This is a genomic window from Cytobacillus massiliigabonensis, assembly GCF_900199725.1.
GTDB lineage: Bacteria > Bacillota > Bacilli > Bacillales > Cytobacillaceae > Cytobacillus > Cytobacillus massiliigabonensis.
Genome location: NZ_LT904904.1, coordinates 2,954,574 through 2,974,362 on the forward strand (window position 1 = coordinate 2,954,574; position 19,789 = coordinate 2,974,362).

16 protein-coding genes are annotated in these 19,789 nt (G+C 37.7%); 1 reads left to right on the plus strand and 15 read right to left on the minus strand.

What is annotated here, in order from left to right; all coding sequences use genetic code 11:
- Positions 1 to 22: 22 nt before the first annotated feature.
- Positions 23 to 1,714 carry a methyl-accepting chemotaxis protein gene (locus tag C1726_RS25735; RefSeq protein WP_102275757.1) on the minus strand — a complete coding sequence of 564 codons (1,692 nt, stop codon included), beginning with the start codon at positions 1,712 to 1,714 and terminating at the stop codon, positions 23 to 25.
- 338 nt (positions 1,715 to 2,052) lie between these two features.
- On the opposite strand from C1726_RS25735, the gene C1726_RS25740 reads away from it, so the two are divergent.
- On the plus strand, positions 2,053 to 2,397 hold the full coding sequence (locus C1726_RS25740) for a hypothetical protein (protein WP_102275758.1): 345 nt from the start codon (positions 2,053 to 2,055) through the stop codon (positions 2,395 to 2,397).
- A 99-nt stretch (positions 2,398 to 2,496) separates the two neighbouring features.
- On the opposite strand, the gene C1726_RS25745 is transcribed toward C1726_RS25740, so the two are convergent.
- The 14 genes from C1726_RS25745 to C1726_RS25810 all read right to left on the minus strand — a co-directional run bounded on the left by C1726_RS25745 (position 2,497) and on the right by C1726_RS25810 (position 19,728).
- Positions 2,497 to 3,042: an NADPH-dependent FMN reductase gene (locus C1726_RS25745; protein ID WP_102275759.1), complete on the minus strand. Its 546-nt coding sequence runs from the start codon at positions 3,040 to 3,042 to the stop codon at positions 2,497 to 2,499.
- A gap of 66 nt (positions 3,043 to 3,108) precedes the next feature.
- Positions 3,109 to 3,546: a MarR family winged helix-turn-helix transcriptional regulator gene (locus C1726_RS25750; RefSeq protein WP_102275760.1), complete on the minus strand. Its 438-nt coding sequence runs from the start codon at positions 3,544 to 3,546 to the stop codon at positions 3,109 to 3,111.
- A gap of 168 nt (positions 3,547 to 3,714) precedes the next feature.
- A complete protein-coding gene (locus C1726_RS25755; protein ID WP_180968304.1) occupies positions 3,715 to 5,025 on the minus strand; it encodes a globin-coupled sensor protein in 1,311 nt (436 codons plus the stop codon).
- A gap of 127 nt (positions 5,026 to 5,152) precedes the next feature.
- A complete protein-coding gene (locus tag C1726_RS25760; RefSeq protein ID WP_102275762.1) occupies positions 5,153 to 5,917 on the minus strand; it encodes a DeoR/GlpR family DNA-binding transcription regulator in 765 nt (254 codons plus the stop codon).
- 151 nt (positions 5,918 to 6,068) lie between these two features.
- On the minus strand, positions 6,069 to 8,138 hold the full coding sequence (locus C1726_RS25765; RefSeq protein ID WP_102275763.1) for a bifunctional aldolase/short-chain dehydrogenase: 2,070 nt from the start codon (positions 8,136 to 8,138) through the stop codon (positions 6,069 to 6,071).
- Positions 8,139 to 8,266: 128 nt separating this feature from the next.
- A complete protein-coding gene (locus C1726_RS25770; RefSeq protein WP_102275764.1) occupies positions 8,267 to 9,232 on the minus strand; it encodes a carbohydrate kinase family protein in 966 nt (321 codons plus the stop codon).
- Between the two features lie 63 nt (positions 9,233 to 9,295).
- Positions 9,296 to 10,972 (minus strand): ribulokinase, encoded by a 1,677-nt coding sequence (locus C1726_RS25775; protein WP_102275765.1) that lies wholly within the window; start codon positions 10,970 to 10,972, stop codon positions 9,296 to 9,298.
- Between the two features lie 96 nt (positions 10,973 to 11,068).
- Entirely contained in the window at positions 11,069 to 12,859 is a 1,791-nt protein-coding gene (locus C1726_RS25780; RefSeq protein WP_102275766.1) for an L-fucose isomerase, read from the minus strand.
- On the minus strand, positions 12,846 to 14,339 hold the full coding sequence (locus C1726_RS25785; protein ID WP_102275767.1) for a rhamnulokinase: 1,494 nt from the start codon (positions 14,337 to 14,339) through the stop codon (positions 12,846 to 12,848). Before C1726_RS25785 ends, C1726_RS25780 begins: the two co-directional genes overlap by 14 nt.
- Positions 14,340 to 14,370: 31 nt before the next feature.
- Positions 14,371 to 15,021 carry a class II aldolase/adducin family protein gene (locus tag C1726_RS25790; RefSeq protein ID WP_102275768.1) on the minus strand — a complete coding sequence of 217 codons (651 nt, stop codon included), beginning with the start codon at positions 15,019 to 15,021 and terminating at the stop codon, positions 14,371 to 14,373.
- A gap of 10 nt (positions 15,022 to 15,031) precedes the next feature.
- Positions 15,032 to 16,015, minus strand: a complete 984-nt coding sequence (locus C1726_RS25795) for a Gfo/Idh/MocA family protein (protein ID WP_102275769.1) — start codon at positions 16,013 to 16,015, stop codon at positions 15,032 to 15,034.
- A 109-nt stretch (positions 16,016 to 16,124) separates the two neighbouring features.
- Positions 16,125 to 17,117: an ABC transporter substrate-binding protein gene (locus C1726_RS25800; protein WP_102275770.1), complete on the minus strand. Its 993-nt coding sequence runs from the start codon at positions 17,115 to 17,117 to the stop codon at positions 16,125 to 16,127.
- A gap of 67 nt (positions 17,118 to 17,184) precedes the next feature.
- Positions 17,185 to 18,183 carry an ABC transporter permease gene (locus tag C1726_RS25805; protein WP_102275771.1) on the minus strand — a complete coding sequence of 333 codons (999 nt, stop codon included), beginning with the start codon at positions 18,181 to 18,183 and terminating at the stop codon, positions 17,185 to 17,187.
- A 42-nt stretch (positions 18,184 to 18,225) separates the two neighbouring features.
- On the minus strand, positions 18,226 to 19,728 hold the full coding sequence (locus C1726_RS25810; protein ID WP_102275772.1) for a sugar ABC transporter ATP-binding protein: 1,503 nt from the start codon (positions 19,726 to 19,728) through the stop codon (positions 18,226 to 18,228).
- Positions 19,729 to 19,789: the final 61 nt, after the last annotated feature.

The window sequence follows — 19,789 nt, forward strand, 5'->3', positions numbered from 1 at the left end:
TTTCCTTTTTAATCCATAATCATTATAATGTAAACCTTGATGCAGAGGACTGCATTTCGGATGCGATCTTTGCAAGTGATGATGATAAAGCAGAGACTTCCTCCATCGTTGCCAATTGCTCCTCCGTGGCAGCAGATGCTTCCTCCATTGCAATGACATTCTGTTCGGAAATATCTTTAACATTTGATATCCCATTAGAGATTTGTACAGATAAAGCTGAAAGTTTCTCGAGCAAATTAGATACATTTATTACTTTTCCTGTAGCATCTTCCATTGTTTCTGCAATTTCTGAGAAAGCACTCCTCGTTTTCTTCGAATCTTCCAGTACAGTTAATACATGATTATTGCTAACATTCATTGCTTGTACTGCCTGAATTGTCTCATGCTGAATCATTTCAACCATATTTTGAATCTGTTCCGCAGAAACCTTTGACTCCTCTGCAAGCTTGCGCACCTCATCCGCAACTACAGCAAATCCCTTTCCATGTTCTCCCGCCCTAGCCGCTTCAATAGAAGCATTTAATGCTAAAAGATTGGTCTGCTCTGCGATATTTGTAATCATTCCTATAATATTACGAATTTCTATTGAACGATCTTCAAGCAGATGAATGGATTTAGCAGCACTTTCGACATAGACATTCACTTCATTTAATTGCATAACAATGTTTCCAACAGATTGCTCTCCATTGATTGTGAGAGTATTTGCTTTTTCAGTTACATCTTTCATTTCCAAACTGCTTCTTGTTATTTCTTGTATACTTTTACTTACCTCGTGTATAGAGTTAGTGGTTTCTTGAAAACCAACTATTTGCTTTTCCATACTGACCGCATTTTGCTGAGTAATTCGAGCCACCTGTTCTGATGCATTTGTACTCTGTTCGGCACCTGCTGCTAATTCCTCACTGCTGGAAGCTAATTGTGAAGAACTTTCTCTGATTTGCCCGACCACATTTCTAAGATCTTTGACCATCCGATTTAAGGAATGGATTAATAACCCTATTTCATCTTTATTTCTCACCTTTAATTCGTCATGATTTAAATGACCTTTAGCAATTCGGTCAATTGAATGTGCTGCTAATTGAATGGGTCTTGTTATCATTCTGCTAATAAATAATGCAATCATAATAGCTAAAATGAAGGCAGCAATACTGAAAATAATGACAAATAGCTGGGCTGAAGCGATATCATTTGACGTATTTTGCCTGTCATGAGCCAATTGTTCTTCTTGAAGCTTTATCAATTCATCCGTCTTTTTAATAAATGCTTGTCCAGTTTCTTTTGCTGAGTTTTGAATGAGCTCCATATAAGCAGCTTCATTATTGGCAATTTTGAATTTTATTGCAGATTCAGCAATGCCTTCAAATTTTGCATGCAAATTCCTAATTTCTGTTACAATTTGCTTAGCATCCTTGTCATCTGTTGTTTTCACTAATTCTTCTATTTGTTGATTCAGCCTTTTATTTGCCATATCATAATCAGTTAAGTAAATGGACTCACCAGATAATAAATAGCCTCTAATTCCATCAGATTCAATCATTAAATCCTCTTTAAAATCTTTAACGACAAGAAGTTTTTGTACATCTTTTTCCAGCAAGTTGGAATATTGATCATTTACTTTTTCAAGTTGATAGTTCGATATGCCCGCAACAATTGCAAATAACAAAAGCACTAACAAAAACCCAAAAACTAACTTTTTTCTTACAGTGATCTTCATCAATCTTCCTCATTTCATGCTGTATTAGAAGTATTTCATATATTTTACCATATTTCTGAGACTTTTGAGATAGACCGCTAAAGAATGAAAATAAAAAAACTGTTCATCCACTAAAACATGATGAACAGTTTAAAAGGTAGACCACAGACCTTAAGGAGGAGATCTTCCATACTATTTTATTTTTATTGCAGCCTTTTGCTTGGACAATCCCCTAATCTTTCCAATATTTTATTTTCTAAATAATGTTCCCCTTATTTGATTTTCAACAAAAGGTTAATTTGGAAAAATTCAGGATAGAATATGAATATAGTTTACCATACACACTGGGGGAGTTATTATTGACTGTTTATGTATATCAAACATTTCAAATGAAACAAGATAAATTCAACGAAGGATTAGAAAATTTAACAGCCATTAAAAATTTTCGGAACGAAAAATATGAGCACAAAGTAGATATTCTAACCCCTATTACTGGGCAAGATCATACGTATGCACTACTTTCAACTTATGAAGGATTAGCAGAGATGGAGTTACAAAATAAAAAAATGTTCGATGATGAAGAATATTTAAAGCTAATCAGTGAATTCTTCCTAGAAAATATTGCTCAAGGCAGTATGAATACGCAATTTTTCAGGTCCATGCCTGATAAAAAAAAGGAAGAGAAAGAGAAGAAAAAAGAATAGGCACTGGCCAACATACGTAACCAATATAAAAGAAAATAAAAAATATATCCCTATCATAAGTCTTGCAGGGATATATTTTTTGTATTAGAAATGAAATTATTAATTTTTTTGTTGATTAAACCAGTTTATAAAATTATCAGTAACCATATCAAGGAACTTAATTGTAGGCTCATGTGTAAGATTGCCCGTGCCATCCATCTTTTCATGAATCACGCCAACATACACTTCATTTCCTGGTAAAAGCGGTGAACCAACACCTGGGCAGAATAGAATATCACGCAAATGCTGCTGAGCCCTTACTGTACCTAGAGCTCCCATTGTTGCACCCATGATCCAGGATGGTTTCCCTATCATAACTTTTTCGACACGTGATAACCAGTCTATTGCATTTTTCAATACACCTGGAATGGAATAATTATATTCAGGTGTCACCCATAGAACAGCATCTGATTCTGCTACTTTATTTTTAAATTCCGTAACAACGGCTGGGGGATTCAATTCAATGTCTTGGTCATAATGAGGAAGATCAGCAATAGGCAAGATCTCCAACTCAAAGGAGTTTTTATATCTTTCCTTCACATACTGAGCAAGTTTCAAATTATATGATTCTTTTCGGATACTGCCAACGATTGCAACAATTTTCATAGATATAACCTCCAGTTTTTAGTATTCATTTGATATATCAACAACATGCAGGCGCACACCAACAGTCTAATATTGATTTACATTATCACGAATTTTTATGAGAAGATTACGAAGTTCTGAAATTTCCTCAACCGTCATTCCTCTGGTGATCAGTTGAAGGATTTCCTTATTAATTGGTATAACCTCTGTTCCAAGATTTCTTCCTTCGGCTGTTAAATAAATTTCAACTGAGCGACGGTCACTTGGACATACCTCTCTGCGAATATACCCTTTTTTTTCAAGAGTCGAAACCATTCTTGCAATACTAGCTTTATCCTTGTTTAATTTTGATGAAATTTCATTTTGAGAAATTCCTTCTTGCTCCCATAAAAGCGCCATAATTAAATTTTGCTCGGAAGTTAACTTGTGGGAAGCTAGACGATTATTGACATAGTTTGTGATTTCTAAATCAATCGTATGTATAAAGACACCGATATTATCCAATGGTATGTATTTCAATTTCATCACCTTAATTAGTTGATATATCAACTTTTAATAAGCTAATTATAAACAAGTCATTTGTTGCTGTCAAAAAATAGATCTTTTATTAGAAATGGAATAAATCAATGCTTTCTAAATAAAAAAGGAGAGCACGATATTCTTGCACCCCTTAATGCTTAATATTAACGATTTCTATAGTGCTTCGGTAAAATTCATAACTTTATTTAATGATTCAGCAGATGATGCAACCTGTATTGTTGACTTTCCTACTTCTTCAATAACTTTTACTAAACTACTCATTTGGTTTTCCATACTATTCAAGTTCATTTCATTACCTTCAATCGATAATCGGATTGTTTGAAAATTTTCATCCGTTAATTTGGATACATCTCCTCCAACACGAACCGCCTCTTCAACTTTTAATAAAGTATTTGCCACTTTAGCAGTGTAAGTTTGTGAAGTATCGATTAATGATTGGATATCTGCTATTGAGCTTTTTGTTTTTTCTGCCAATTTCTTAACTTCCTGTGCAACAACAGCGAACCCTTTCCCATACTCCCCTGCTCTTGCTGCTTCAATTCCAGAATTTAAGGCAAGTAAATTGGTCTGGTCTGCAATGATATGAACAAGTCGGACTACTTCGGTAATTTGTTCAGATGAATGTGCTAAATGAGAAACTGTTTCTCGCATTAAGTGAATCTCATTTTTAATTTGATTAACCTTCTCTAATAATGTTAAAAGTGTATTTTGTCCTTCTTTCACTTGTCCTTGGATTGTCTTCGCTTGAATGTAGCTGTTCTGTACTAATTCACTTACATCTTTACTATTAGTTATTAATGAGGCTACAGAAGCATGCGTTTCTTCTGAAAAAGCAACTAGCGTTTGACTGACATGATAAATTTTTTGCTGCAAATCCTTCTGTCCATCTGTGAAAGTAGACTGTATTTTTTGTTCAGTTTCTTCATTATACGCTTCTAACACGAGCTGTTGCTCTAAACTTAAGACCTTGGAAACAGCCGTCCAAATTTTCTGTAATTCTCCTAAGTCCTGCACTTCTTCCATTATATTTTGAAATAAGGCATTTTGCAGATTTTGAAATGCACCCATATACCATGCAGGCTTAAGCCCAATCCGATAATGAATCTTTGCTACCCTGATACGCTTTTCGTAAAATGCAGAATCGACCTTGCCTTCAAACAAATCAATTAGATGGGTTCGAAGAGTTTGCCGTAAACGATCAACACTGCTATGCATTTCAATGATCGTCCGCAGCTCCTCTACTTGTAAAATGGTTTTATAAAACTCATCCACAACTTTGTCAACGTACTTTTCTACTAAGGGCTGAATACTTGCAACGATTTCTAAATCTTTTTCCTCCAAATGAATCATAGAAAGCTTTTCTTTTACCATTGGGGCTGGAGAGATAAGGACATGGTTTTTCGCGACTGACATTGATCCTAACCATTTATAACTACTATTTCGCTGTTTCCTTAGTCTGAACAATTTCTTTTCCTCCACATGTCGATTAATGTCGATTGACATTAATATTTTACTATGTAGATAGTGTAAATAGGAAGAAAAATGCTCTTTTTTTCACAAAATTCCAACCAATGGTTCATTTGTAAATACTTTAATATTTTGAAACCTCTACTTTTATCCCTTTTTCTACTAATTGTTTTATTGCATGTTCATCCATTTTTGGATCAGTAATAATCGTATCAATTTTTGTAACGGATGAAATTTGTGAAAAAGCACGTATCCCAAATTTGCTGGAATCAGCCATCAAAATGACAGCATCTGCTATTTCCATCATCTGTTTTTTCAATAATGCCTGCGATTCATTCGAATCACTTAATCCTTTCTCGAGATGTACCCCTTTACATGAAAGAAATGCCTTGTTCACGTGATACATGCTAAGGGATCGTTCAGCAAGCGGTCCCACATATGAAAGTGACTGTGATAATAAGATTCCACCAGTCGATATGACCTTAATTTGTTCTTTTTTGCTTAGTTCAATGGCTGTCTTTATCGAATTCGTAAGAACAGTTAAAGGCATATCAGGCAATTCCTTTGCCATATACCATGCAGTTGTACTCGCATCTAGCGCAATTTGATCTCCAGGTTCTATAAAGCAGATAGCCTCTGCTGCAATCGCCTTTTTTTCAGCTGCATTCAAAATTTCTCTTTCTAAATAGGATATCTCTGTTTGTTCTTTTTCAATGCTTACTGCCCCTCCATGACTCCTCATTAGTAAATGATCTCTTTCAAGCTTTTCTAAGTCACGCCGTATCGTCTCTTCTGTAACGGAAAAAATTTTACTTAATTCAGTGACACGAACACTTAACCGTTCATTTACAATTTCCACAATTCTTCTCTGTCTTTCAGCTACAAGCACTCCTATTCCATCCCTTTCATTTTTGATTTATGTCTGTATTTTTTTATTTATACGTTCATTTCCATAAATAATATATCATAATTTTTGGAAGCTCAATACAAAAAGAGATAACCAGATGAATTTCTCAATCATGGTTATCTCTTGATTTATTTTATCTTGTGAAAGCTGCAGGTACACCTCCATCAACTGTTATCATACAGCCTGTCGTTTTATCTGCCTTTGTTGATGCAAAGAATGCAATCGCTTCAGCAATATCGGATGGATAAATATTTACTAGCAATGTTGTACGATTGCGATAGTGTTCTTCTAATTGATCCGGATGAATCCCATAGGCTGCTGCTCGCTCCTCACGCCATTTGGAACCCCAGATAGCCGAGCCTTGTAGAACAGCATCTGGAAGAATCGAATTCACACGAATTCCGTATTCTCCTCCTTCAGCAGCTATACATCTTGCTAAATGTGTTTCTAATGCTTTCACAGAGCTATAAGCTGCAGCATTTTTACCAGCATAAACAGAATTTTTCGAACCAACAAAGACCATGTTTCCACCCATTCCTTGCTGTTTCATCGTCTTGAATGCCTCCCTGGCAACTAAGAAGTAGCCTGTTCCTAAAACATTCATATTTAAATTCCATTCTTGAAGTGTCGTTTCGTCAATCGGACTTGATGTGGCAAGACCAGCGTTGTTAACAATTATATCCACCCCGCCAAATGAAAGTGCCGCCTGATGGAACGCACTCTGGACTTCTTCTTCCTTTGTTACATCCATTTTAATTGCTATTGCACGATCAGATCCAAATTTTTCATTAATTTCTGCAGCCACTTTTTTGGCACCTTCTAAATTTAAGTCTGCAATGACAACATGCCCGCCTTCAGCGGCAAATCTCCGGGACGTTTCACTTCCAATTCCGCCTGAACCTCCCGTTACAAAAGCAATCGTTCTCGAAAATTCCGCTTCCTTAGGTGCCAGAGATAATTTATACAACTCCAGCGGCCAGTACTCAACATTATAGGATTCATTCTCATTTAATGAAGTAAAGTTTCCTAATGCAGATGCTCCCTTCATAACAGCAATAGCACGATGGTATAGCGCACCGCTTACTTTTGAATTGCCAATATCCTTCCCTGTATTAATCATTCCAATCCCTGGTATGAGAATAACTCTTGGAGCAGGTTCGGACATCTGATCTCCTTGAAGCTTATTTCGTTTAAAATAGTCTGCATATTCGGCTTTAAAAGCAGTCACTCCATCTATCAATCTTTCAATTAATAAATCTACATTCATCGATTCTGGATCCCAATCTATATAAAGCGGTATGCGTTTTGTATGAACTAGATGGTCAGGACAGGCAGCACCTATCTGAGAAAGCTCATTGGCTTGATAGCTGTTAACAAATTGGAGAATATCTTCCCCGCGGTCATAAGTTAAAAGCATTTTCTTTTCATCACTAACCAAACCACGTATTTTCGGCATGACTGATGCTAAAATATTTGCTGCCTCATTTTCAGAAAGAGACTTATATTTTTGACCGCCGAATATTGAAGCCCCCTCCATTCTGCTATTTATAAAATTTTCTGCTTTGGTAATAATCTCAATCGTTTTATTATAGGCTTCCTCTGACGTGTCACCCCAAGTAACCAAACCGTGTTTTTCCATTAAAACAAGCTCAGCATCAGGGTTATTTTCTACTCCATCAGCAATCATCTTTGATAAAGTAAAGCCGGGGCGGATGTAAGGAACCCAAACAAACCGGTTTCCATATATTTCTTCTGCCATTTGCTTCCCATTATCAGCACAGCAAAGGCTTATGATCGAATCTGGATGTGTGTGGTCAACATGTTTAAATGGTAAAAAGGCATGCAGCAATGTTTCAATGGATGCTCGTGGATGTTTACTATCAATCATGCAGTGGGAAAGATACGTAACCATCTCTTCATCTGACATTTCATTACGATCGTACAATGGGCCTATATCCTCTAATCTTAGCCCTGTGAAGTTCCCAGCCTTCATTGTAGCTAAATCAGACCCGCTCCCCTTTACCCACATGACCTCTACATCTCTGCCGCGAAAATCCTTTTCTGTCGTCTTCATAGAAGTATTCCCACCGCCCCAGTTACATACTGAACGATCGGAACCTATTAAATTAGAACGGTAAACTAACTCAGCAAGTCCTTCTTGTAATTGGCACGCCATGTCACTATTCCAATAATTTTTAACCACACACTCTCCTCCGCTTCCATTTATTATATTTTGTTTAATTATAATATAGTTTTGTTTATCTTTGAATATCTTTATTTCTATTTTTATTTATTTTTGTTTCGTTTAATTTAACTCTTTTTAAAAAGGCATCATTTAATTAATTCTAAAATTTCCTCTTTTGTCGGCAATGAAGATATAGCTCCTAGGCCAGTAGTTGTTAAAGCACCGCTTCCATTCGCAAATGCTAATAATTCAACATGATGTTCCTGGAGAATTTCTACAACATTAAATGGACATGCTCCTCTTTCTAGGAGCTGATATAAAATACCGCCAATAAACGCGTCACCAGCCCCCGTTGTGTCAACTGCTTTTACAGGGTATCCCTTTGATTCATATTTATATTTTTTTATGTATAAATCCGCACCCGCAGATCCTTTAGTATAAATCACTGCTCTTACATTCCCGCAAAACAAGGTTTCAATCGCCTCATCTATATTTGATATATTTGTAATAAATTCCAGCTCTTCATCAGATATTTTTACAATATGGGCAAGTGGGATAAATTCAAGGATTGCCCTTCGGCATGCCTCAGGGTCATCCCATAAGGGAAGCCGGACATTAGGGTCAAAACTGACTAAACCATTTGATTGAATAACTGCTAGAATGGCTTTTTTATGCGCTTTCTTCATAGGGCTTTCCACTAAGTCAACGGAACAGAAATGAAGGATATCCCCCAGTTTAAACCATTTCGTATCAATTTCGTCTTCTTGTAAAAGCAAGTCTGCTGAAGGATGACGATAAAAGGAAAAATCCCTTTCCCCATCCTCTTTCAATGATACGAAAGCAATCCCTGTTTTTGCTTCATTTGTTCTTCGAATTTTATCTGTTTCCACTCCTGCACTTTCTAGCTTTTCTATTAAAAAATCACCAAATGGATCCTCTCCTACTTTTGTAATCATCGAAGACATTCCCCCATATTTTGCCACAGCTGCTGCTGCATTTGCAGGGGCTCCTCCAGGGGCTCGATCAAAGGTAACCACATCTTTAAGGGGCAGCCCTTTTTGCAGTGGAACAAAATCTATTAATACCTCACCAATTGCATACAATTTTCCCATCGTCATCATCTCTTTACCTTTTTATTAATTAAGCCCTCAGATACTAGCCTGAGGGTAATCTTCTTATCGAATATTCATTTCTTTCATCTCTTTCAATCGTTTCATTACATTATTTTCTCCACGGCCAAAATAGTCATGCAAGCGTTTATACTCCAAATATAGAGAATCATATTTTTCTACATTCTCTTGAATTGGGATATATGTTTCTTCCTTTAGTTTAGCCATGTTTCGGCATGCTTCAATCACTGTATTATAGCCGCCCTTTGATTGCCCTGCTGCAACAGCTCCATACATTGCTGCTCCAATTGCAGGAGTAAGAGTTGTGCTAGAGATTTTAATTTCCATGTTTGTCACATCTGCATAAATTTGCATGAGCAGCTTATTGCGTTGAGGAAGTCCTCCACATGCATAAAGCTCGGAGATTGCTACTCCATTCTTACGAAACGTATCAATAATTGTCCTAGTACCAAAAGCGGTGGATTCAATTAATGCACGGTAAATCTCCTCAGGTGTTGTAGATAAAGTCAATCCAATTAATAGACCTGATAAATCAGCATCCACTAATGGAGTACGATTTCCATTTTGCCAATCCAAAGCGATTAAACCACTTTCTCCAGGTTTCAGTTTATTCGACTTCTCTTCTAATAATTCGTGAATAGTTTTTCCTTCACTCACCGCATTTTCACATATATAAGTAGGAACATTCTTATCAATAAACCAAGCAAAGATATCACCCACTGCCGCTTGACCGGCCTCATAAGCATATAAGCCTGGAATTATTCCATCTTCAACTACTCCACTAATTCCTTCAATAAATACTTCCTTCTCACTTAAAAGCATGTGGCAAGTAGAGGTTCCCATGACCATAACCATTTTTTCCGGTTCTGAAACCCCAACCCCTGGGACAGCCGCATGGGCATCTATCAGCCCTGCTGAAACGGCGATACCAGAATGAAGCCCCATCAATTCAGCCATCTCACTTGTTAGTTCTCCTACTTTCGATCCGCTTGATACAACCTCGCCACTTAATTTTGTTTCATAAATATCAGCTAGTCTTGGATCCAGTAAATTCAAAAACTGTGCGGGTATATATCCCTCTTTCTTATGCCAAGTCCCTTTATAGCCTGCTGCACAGCTGTTCCTTTTGATTGTTCCAGTCATTTTAGCAGTTATCCAATCGGATCCTTCCAGAAAATAGGCTGTCTGGGAAAATACTTCAGGTGCCTTGTTCAACACTTCCCACACCTTAGGCAGCATCCACTCAGATGATATTTTCCCCCCGTAACGCTTCAGCCACTCTTCGCCTTGATCGGAAGCTATTTTAGTTATTTTGTTAGCTTCCTCTTGTGCAGCATGATGCTTCCATAATTTTACCCAAGCGTGCGGATTCTCTCTTACATGCTCTTTATAGCAAAGTGGTTCCAATTGCTCATCTGTCGGCAAAATGGTGCACGCTGTAAAATCCACCCCAACTCCGATCACATCAGCTGGATTTATTCCTGATTGCTTCAGGACCTCTGGTACAGAAATTGAAAGCACTGATAAATAATCAGCAGGATTTTGCAATGCGAAATCAGAATCCAATATGACATTTGAGAATGGCAATTGTTTATCAATGACTCCATCCCTGTACTTAGTTACATGGGCAGCAACTATTCCTCCATCAGTTATATCAACTAATACAGCTCTTCCAGATTCTGTTCCATAATCAATCCCAATTGTATACTTCTTTCCTTCCATCGGTTAGCCTCTCTTCGAAATTAGTTTTTCTTTCCAATGAGTATACTGTTTGAAAAACCCCTGAAATGTGAATCAGGGGTTTTGTAACATCATGAATTATCGATATAATGGGCCATAGGTACTGCAAGCTCGGTAATCTGCCCCTTCTGGATCATTCGTTCCAAACATTCCCCATGCACTTGGTCTAAAAATCTTATCCTTCTTGACATTATGCATATTAACTGGAATCCGAAGCATGGAAGCTAGTGTAATTAAGTCACTCCCATTATGACCGTAGCTCATTGAACAATGATTGGCACCCCAGCTATTCATGACTGAATATACATCCTGAAAAACACCTTCTCCTGTTAAATTAGGAACAAACCAAGTGGTTGGCCATGTTGGATCTGTACGCAGGTCAAGTGTATCATGCATCTCATTCGGCAGTTCAACTGTATACCCTTCTGCAATTTGAAGTACAGGTCCTAATCCCTTAATTAAATTTATCCTTGCAATGGTTACAGGCATGTTCCCTTTTGTAAGAAAGTCACTTGAATAGCCGCCTCCGCGAAAATATCCTGTAGAAGATGGTCTCCAAAGTGTTGCATCCAAGCAATTTTGAGCCTCTTCTTCACTAATATCCCAGAATGGTTTAATGGCCGGCTTTCCATCTATTGATTGTTCACCTGTTCCATCTAGAGCTGCAGGACCAGAATTTATTAAGTGAATAAATCCATTTTCAGCCAGGCCCTCCGGCTTATAGCCTGTAACTCGTTCTACTGCATCGGGGCTCCAATACGTTCTTACATCTGCAAATACTTGAGCTGTATTCGTTAACAAATGACCAAACAGCATCGTAATTCCATTCAAACTATCATTTTCTGTCGCAAGAATATAAGGAGGACGAATGCCATTCCAATCAAATGAGGAATTTAGGATTGCTTCCATAAAGTCTCCGTTCGGGAAATGATCTGTCCATTGCCGCTGACCTTGGAAGCCAGCGGCAATGGCATTTCTTCCGAGTGCTTCTTCCCCATAGCCTAACTCTAAAAGCTTCGGATTTCCTATCATTAAATCTCTCGCAATTAATGACATTTTCACACTAGTTTCCCAATCGCGATCCTTTTCTTCCCTTGAACGCTGACCACTCTCAGAATTATTATCCGGTCCTTCCTTGCAATTTTCCTTTACCCAGCTTAAAGCTTTTCCGTACTCTTCTTTATCATAAATCTCTTTATCCATTCTTCTTATAAATTCTGAACTATCAATATATTCATTTCTCATTCCAAGGTATTCCTGGAAAAAACTTTCGTTAATCATACTTCCTGCGATCCCCATCGAAACACTGCCCATGGAAAGATATGATTTTCCTTTTATTGTTGCTACTACAAGACCTGCTTTAGCGAATTGAAGCAGTTTTTCTTTGACATCGTTTGGTATAACCGTATCACCAATGTCTTGCACATCCCTGCCATAGATTCCAAATGCAGGTATCCCTTTTTGATTATGTGCTGCAAGTACAGCTGCCAAATATACGGCACCAGGCCGTTCAGTTCCATTAAATCCCCAAACAGCTTTAGGAATTTCAGGAGTCATATCCATTGTTTCTGAACCATAGCACCAGCATGGTGTGACAGTAATGGACACACCGACGCCCTCCCTAGCAAATTTCTCTGCCGCCTGTGCAGCTTCTGCCACCCCGCCTATACAAGTATCAGCAATAACAAAATCAACAGGCTCGCCATTATAATGCCTAAGATTTTCGGATAAAAATTCTACCACCGATTTAGCCAAGTTCATAGTTGTCTCTTCTAAAGATTCTCGAACCCCATTCCTTCTGCCATCAATCGTTGGTCTGATTCCTATTTTCGGTAAACTTCCAAGGTATCTATTCTTAATCGTCTTCATATACAAGTCCCCTTTTCAATAGTTTCTTGAAATGTCCATACGCTTCTTGCCAAGGTAATTGATTTTGCGGTTCATAAATTTTCATAGGAAAAGAGTTTTCTATTATTTCTCTTCCTTCCTGAAAATCTTTTATTTCGCCTAAGGCAACCCATTGAGATAGAGCATTCCCAATGGAGCTCGCTTCGATTGGACCTGCAACGACTGTTCTATTCGTTGCATTCGCAGTAAATTGGCATAGAAATTCGTTCTGAATTCCTCCGCCACCCATATGGATAACTTCAATTCTTTGACCAGTTAAGTACTCTATTTTTTCAAGTACCCACCTGTATTTAAGGGATAGACTCTCTAAAATGCAACGCAGAAAATCCCCGATTGTTTCTGGAGGCATCTGGTTTGTATTCAAACAAAAATCCCTAATCTGCTTTGGCATATTTACCGGATTAAAAAATTGCGGATCATCTGGATCAACCAAACGCTGAAACGCTTCAGTTTTTTCTATTAATCTTGCTTCCTCTTCATATGTACTGCTCAATCCTTCTTTCTCCCAAATCAATTTACATTGCTGAATGAGCCATAAACCCATCGTATTTTTTAATAGCCGGTATTCTCCATTCACCGTACCTTCATTTGTAAATCCCCATTCTAGTGCTTTCTCAGTTATAACTGGCTCTTTCACTTGTATCCCCATTAATATCCACGTTCCGCAGCTCATGAAGGCGGCATTCTTAGTTTTAATTGGCAGTGCTGCAAGAGCGCAAGCTGTATCATGCCCAGCACCAGCAATTACCTTTACAGATGGGATTCCGAGCTCTGCATTAATTGAATTCATGGTCGGTCCTAGCATTGTCCCTGGTTCTATAATATCTGCCATTAAGTCAGAGGGCAGATTTAATTTTCTCAAAAGATCTGTATCCCAATTTCGCTGATGAATATTAAATAAGGACGTCGTCGTACTTATTGTATATTCATTTGCCTTTATACCTGAAAAGAGATAACTTAAGAGATTTGAAGTAAGTAAAACAGTATCTGCTTTCTCTATAAGGTCTGGATTTCTATTTTTTATCTCATATAGCTGGCAAATAGTGTTTATAGCTGCAGGCTCGATACCCGTTCGGTAGAATAATTCTTCTCTAGGTACCGTTTTATACATTTCGATTAAACTATTATTTGATTGCTGATCTCTATATGAATAAGGATTTCCAAGCAGCTCACCTGATGCGGAGAGAAGACCGAAGTCGACTCCCCATGTGTCTATGGAAAGACTTTCGATTTGTTTATATCCCTTTAAAATACATTTGCCCATCCCATTTTTCATTTCCTGGAATATTTTTAATATGTCCCAATAATAGTGACCAGTTAAAAAAACCGGCTGATTGGTAAATCGATGAATCTCTTCCATCAACAGCTTCTTTCCATCAAATCGGCTGATCATCAAACGTCCATTTGATGCCCCTAAATCAAAAGCCCAAACACTTTTCATTTCTTTCACGTCCTTTAATAACGACCAATGATTACTTCGAATCCTTAAGCAATTCAGATCTATATTTCTCTGAAGACAAATTTCTTAATGCTTGGCATTCCTCCTCAGTCAGTATTCGCGGAACACCAACAGTCGAGGCAATTGTATAAACCTTTGCCGATTCCTCTGTAATCTGCATAAAGAAATATGCCTCCTTCATTGTTTTTCCTACTGTTAATACTCCATGGTTTCTCATAACTACTACATCGGTATCATGAATCACATCAGCAACTGCATTTGCCAATACATCTGTAGTTGGGATCATATAATCTAAATAAGCAATATTTCGAATCATCGCAGGAAAATCAGGGAACAAACTAGGAATTGAATGACCAGCGGAAGAAACACCAACTGAGTAGCTTGGATGTGTATGAAGGACGGCTGTAATATCTGAACGTTTGCGAAAACATTCAAGATGCATTAACACTTCTGAGGAGGGTTTTAATGGATCTAATATTTCGCCAGTATCTATATACACACGCACCCATTGATGATCTTCAATCTCCTGGAGATCAAAGCCGCTTGGAGAAATATACATCATATTTCCATCCCTCATGCTTAAGTTTCCACCAGCCCCAACTACAAGACCGGATTTCACAATTTTATCTGCATATCGTCTTAATTCAGCAATTACTTTTGACAAAGCTCCCACCTCAATTTGGCAAAATGACTTCATTTAATTTTTCTATTAATGAATCGATAACCTTCATATTGTTAAGGGTATTTTCACCTGAATACACTGGTTTTCTATTTGAAAGAATGCATTCTGCAAAATGCTCCACTTCCAATACATATTGATCTCCCGATATAACATACTCATGATTCTCATTTTCATTTGAAAGCTGCACGATTCCTTTTCCAGCGTTCAAATCTGGTCTATACGCATGTGGAACTCGTATAGAACCCTTCGTACCTAACACCTCATATTCATTTTTTAGTACGGCATCAAAGCTGCACATAAAAGAGGCTTGCACTTGGTTGGGAAAATGCATAATTGCTGAGACAGATGTATCTACCCCCTTTTCGTTCATTATTCCTGTAACTTTCATACTTAGCGGTTCTGAATCCAATAAATATCGAAGAGAGTTTATACAATAACAGCCAATATCATAAAGAGCTCCGCCTCCAAGGGCAGGATTCAGGCGAATATTTTCTTTCCTATCTTCCATATAAAAAGAGAAAAAAGCCCGGATCATTTTTACCTCACCAATCGCTTTTTCCTTTATTAAATCCTTTACCTTCTCATGCTGTGGATGGAAACGATACATGAACCCTTCCATAAAAAGTACTTGATTGTTTCTGCATGCCATAATCATCTCATTCACTTCTTCAGCATTTAATGCTGCAGGTTTTTCACAAAGCACGTGCTTTTTAGCATTTGCTGCTTGAATCGCCCACTCTTTATGCAAATTATTTGGCAGCGGTATATAGACAGCATCTACGTCTGGATTGTCTAAAAGGTTTTCATAGCTTTCATAGCAAAAAGGAATTTGGAATGCATCAGCCACACTGTCTGCCTTTTTGCTTAAGCTGGCGATGGCATATACCTCACCATTCGATGACCTTTGGATAGCAGGGATAACTTGTTCAATGGCAATTTTTGCTGTGCTCAATATCCCCCATTTAATTTTTTTCATTCGTTTTCTCCTAAGTATTATTCGACATGTTCGTTTTCTTAAAAGATTGGTTTATTTAACTAACAAAGAGGATGCCATTCGCCTCAGCACCCTCTCTTTGGCTTGATGACTATTCGTAAATAACAGCCTTTATTTCTTCATTATCGATATTGTTCTTATCATAGAAGAAGAAACCCGTGTCAATATTCTTTTGAACTTCTTTTCCATTGATTGCATCTACAGCAGCCTTAACAGTTTCATAGCCAATTCCTACTGGATTCTGCGTAATTGCTCCTGCCATTAGTCCATTTTTAATCGCATCAATTTGCTGTTTGCCTGAGTCGAAGCCAATAATAACTAATTCCTTGTTCTTCGTTTCGGATACAGCGTTTACCACCCCGATAGCAGATCCTTCATTTGTTCCAAAAATCCCTTTAAGATCCGGATATGCCTGCATAATAGCTTTTGCAGCATCAGTAGATTTTAGATGATCACCGCCGCCGTATTGAATATCAACAATTTTAATATCTGGATATTTTTCTTCCATTTGCTCTACGAAGCCATCTCTGCGCTCAATACCCGTTTGGCTGACCTGATCATGTGCAACTACTGCTACTTCCCCTTTTCCGCCAATTAATTCAGCCATCTTATCAGCTGCAAGTGCTGCAGCTGCACGGCTATCCGTTGCTGCTGTTGCTAAAGGCAGGTCACTTTCTACACCAGAATCAAATGCGATAATTGGAATTTTTTTATCACTGGCTTCCTGAAGCAAAGGCACAGCTGCCTGGCTATCTAAAGCAGCAAAGCCTAGAGCATCCGGCTTTTTATCTAGTGCAGCACGAAGCATTTCCATTTGCTTATCAACCTGTGATTCACTTTCTGGTCCTTCAAAGGTAATTTCTACATTGAACTCTTCTGCTGCTTTTTCGGCTCCCTGCTTTACCGCCTGCCAAAATTGATGCTGAAATCCCTTTGAAATAATCGCAATATATGTTTTCCCATCCTTCGATTTACCTGCATCCGTTTCTTCTTTTTCACCATTTGTTTCGTCTGACGAACATGCACTCAGTACTAAAGAGAATAAAAGCAAGACGGTTAGAAAAATACTGCTCTTCTTTTTCAATTGAAAGCCCCCTTAATAAATTTGAAAAAATATATATTATTCTCTTATGGAGAGTAATACCGAGTAATTATTTTGACTTCTTATTTCGCAAAACATCTGTGTAAACAGCAAATAAGATGACAGCACCTACAACGACTGTCTGCCATTCCTGAGGCACTGATAATATTCGAAGACCATTCGTCAGTACACTCATAATTAGTGCACCAATGACTGTCCCTAAAATCGTCCCTTTTCCCCCGCTTAATGATGTACCTCCAATTACTACCGCAGCGATCGCTTCCAGTTCATATCCTTGACCTAATGCTGGCTGGGCAGAATTTAGACGAGCAGCCATTACAATCCCGCCAATGCCAGTAAATACTCCTGCAATTCCATAAATGATAATCTTCCATTTATTCACATTAACACCAGATAAACGAGTTGCTTCTTCATTACTTCCAATCGCAAATGTGTATCTGCCAATAATTGTTTTGTTTAAAATAATTCCGCCAATAACTGCCATTCCGAAGAAGATGAGAACGGCATTTGGAATTTCAGTTCCTGGAATGAGTGATCCCATCGCAATTTTTGTAAAGCCTTCATGTGATGTAAAGTAAATTGGAGCAGCGCCTGATATGACAAGTGCCAATCCTTTGGCAATCATCATCATCGCAAGCGTAGCAATAAAGGGTGGAATTTGAAATTTCGAGATGGCAATACCAGCGATTACTCCAGCCGTAGCACCGGTTAATATACCGCCTAAAACGCCAACAAAAATAGGTAATCCCATACTTGTAATAAAAATCCCTGTCATAACTGAACATAAGGTCATAACGGTTCCAACGGATAGATCAATTCCGCTTGTTATAATGATGAAAGTTGCACCTAACGCAAGAATGCCAATAACCGATGTAGAGAGTAAAATTCCAATAATGTTATCAAATTGAAAAAAGTTAGGGGAAGCGATAGAAAAGAAAATGACAAGAACGATTAAACTGCCAAAAGCAAGAAATTGCTGGATAGCATTCGATTTCATTTTTACTCTTTTCTTATCATCTAGTATTAGTTGAGGCTCTGGGGTCTGCATTTCGCTCACTCTCCTTATAAATTTCGTAAAGTTGTCAAACGATTAGCCAATTCGTTTCGTAGCCAGAGCCATGATTTCTTCCTGGGATATTTTTTCATCATTTCTCAATTCTCCTGTAATCCTGCCCTCACACATGACAATCACTCTGTGACTCATCCGTAATATTTCAGGCAGCTCCGACGAAATCATAATAATTGACTTTCCTTGGGAAGCTAATTCATTTAGTAGTTTATAAATTTCATCCTTTGCTCCTATATCAATTCCACGAGTAGGTTCATCAAAAATTAATATATCAGAGTCTCTTGTCAGCCATTTGCCAATGACAACCTTTTGCTGATTCCCTCCAGAAAGATTCTTCACCTGCTGATTGATCGATGGTGTTTTGATTTTCAGTGAGTCTACCATTCTAGCTGATTGCTTATTAATATTTGTATTATTCAGCCATCCAAGCTGAATAAAATTTTTCATGGCAGCAATTGCTACATTCGCTTTTACATCCATTTCAAGCATTAAACCAAATTGTTTTCGATCTTCAGATAAATAGCCGATTCCATTTCGGACAGCATCATTAGGCGATTTAATGTGGATTTTTTTTCCATTAATAAATATTTCACCTGTTTCAAGCGGGTCTGCACCAAATATTGCCCTCGCTACTTCTGTCCTTCCAGCTCCCATTAGCCCGGCAAATCCAAGTATTTCTCCTCTATGAAGTGAAAAGTTCACATCTTTTATCATTGATCCTCTATTCAAATTTCTCACTTCAAGAACTTTCTCCCTATTTCTTGCCTGTATTTCAGGCTTTTGATTTTGATAGATTTGCCTTCCTACCATCATTGAAATGATTTGGTCAATCGTTGCTTCTGCCATGTTTATTGTTCCTACATATGTACCATCGCGCATAACTGTTGCTCGATCAGTAATTTGCTTTAACTCTTCCATCCTATGAGAGATATAGATAATGCCAACACCATCTTTTCGCAGGTTTCTGATAATCGCAAATAGGGAATCAATTTCTGAGTCAGTTAATGCCGCTGTTGGTTCATCCATAATTAATATTTTTGAGTCAAAGGATAGCGCTTTGGCTATCTCAACCATTTGCTGTTTAGCAACTGATAAATTTCCTACTAAATCTTTTGGATTCAATTGGATATTTAATCGATCAAACAGCTTCTGCGCTTTTTTATTCAATTCCTTTTCATCTAAAAAGAGATTAAAGCCTTTTTTTGGCTCTCTGCCAATGAAAATATTTTGAGCTATTGTAAGATCTAGTGCTAGATTAAGCTCCTGGTGAATGATGCTAATGCCAAGCTCCTGCGCTTCCTTCGTATCGGGAATCTCCACTTCCTTCCCTTGATAAAAGATTTTGCCAGAATCTTTTTGATAAATACCGGTCAAAATTTTCATCAATGTAGATTTCCCTGCGCCGTTTTCTCCTAAAAGTGCGTGCACTTCTCCTTTATATAATTCAAAATCAACATTTGACAGCGCCTGCACACCAGGGAATGCTTTACTAATTCCTTTCATTATTAACAATCGATCATCCATCATACCACCTACTAATCTATTGTTTGATGTAATCGTTTACATTAATACCTCTAAAAAAAGA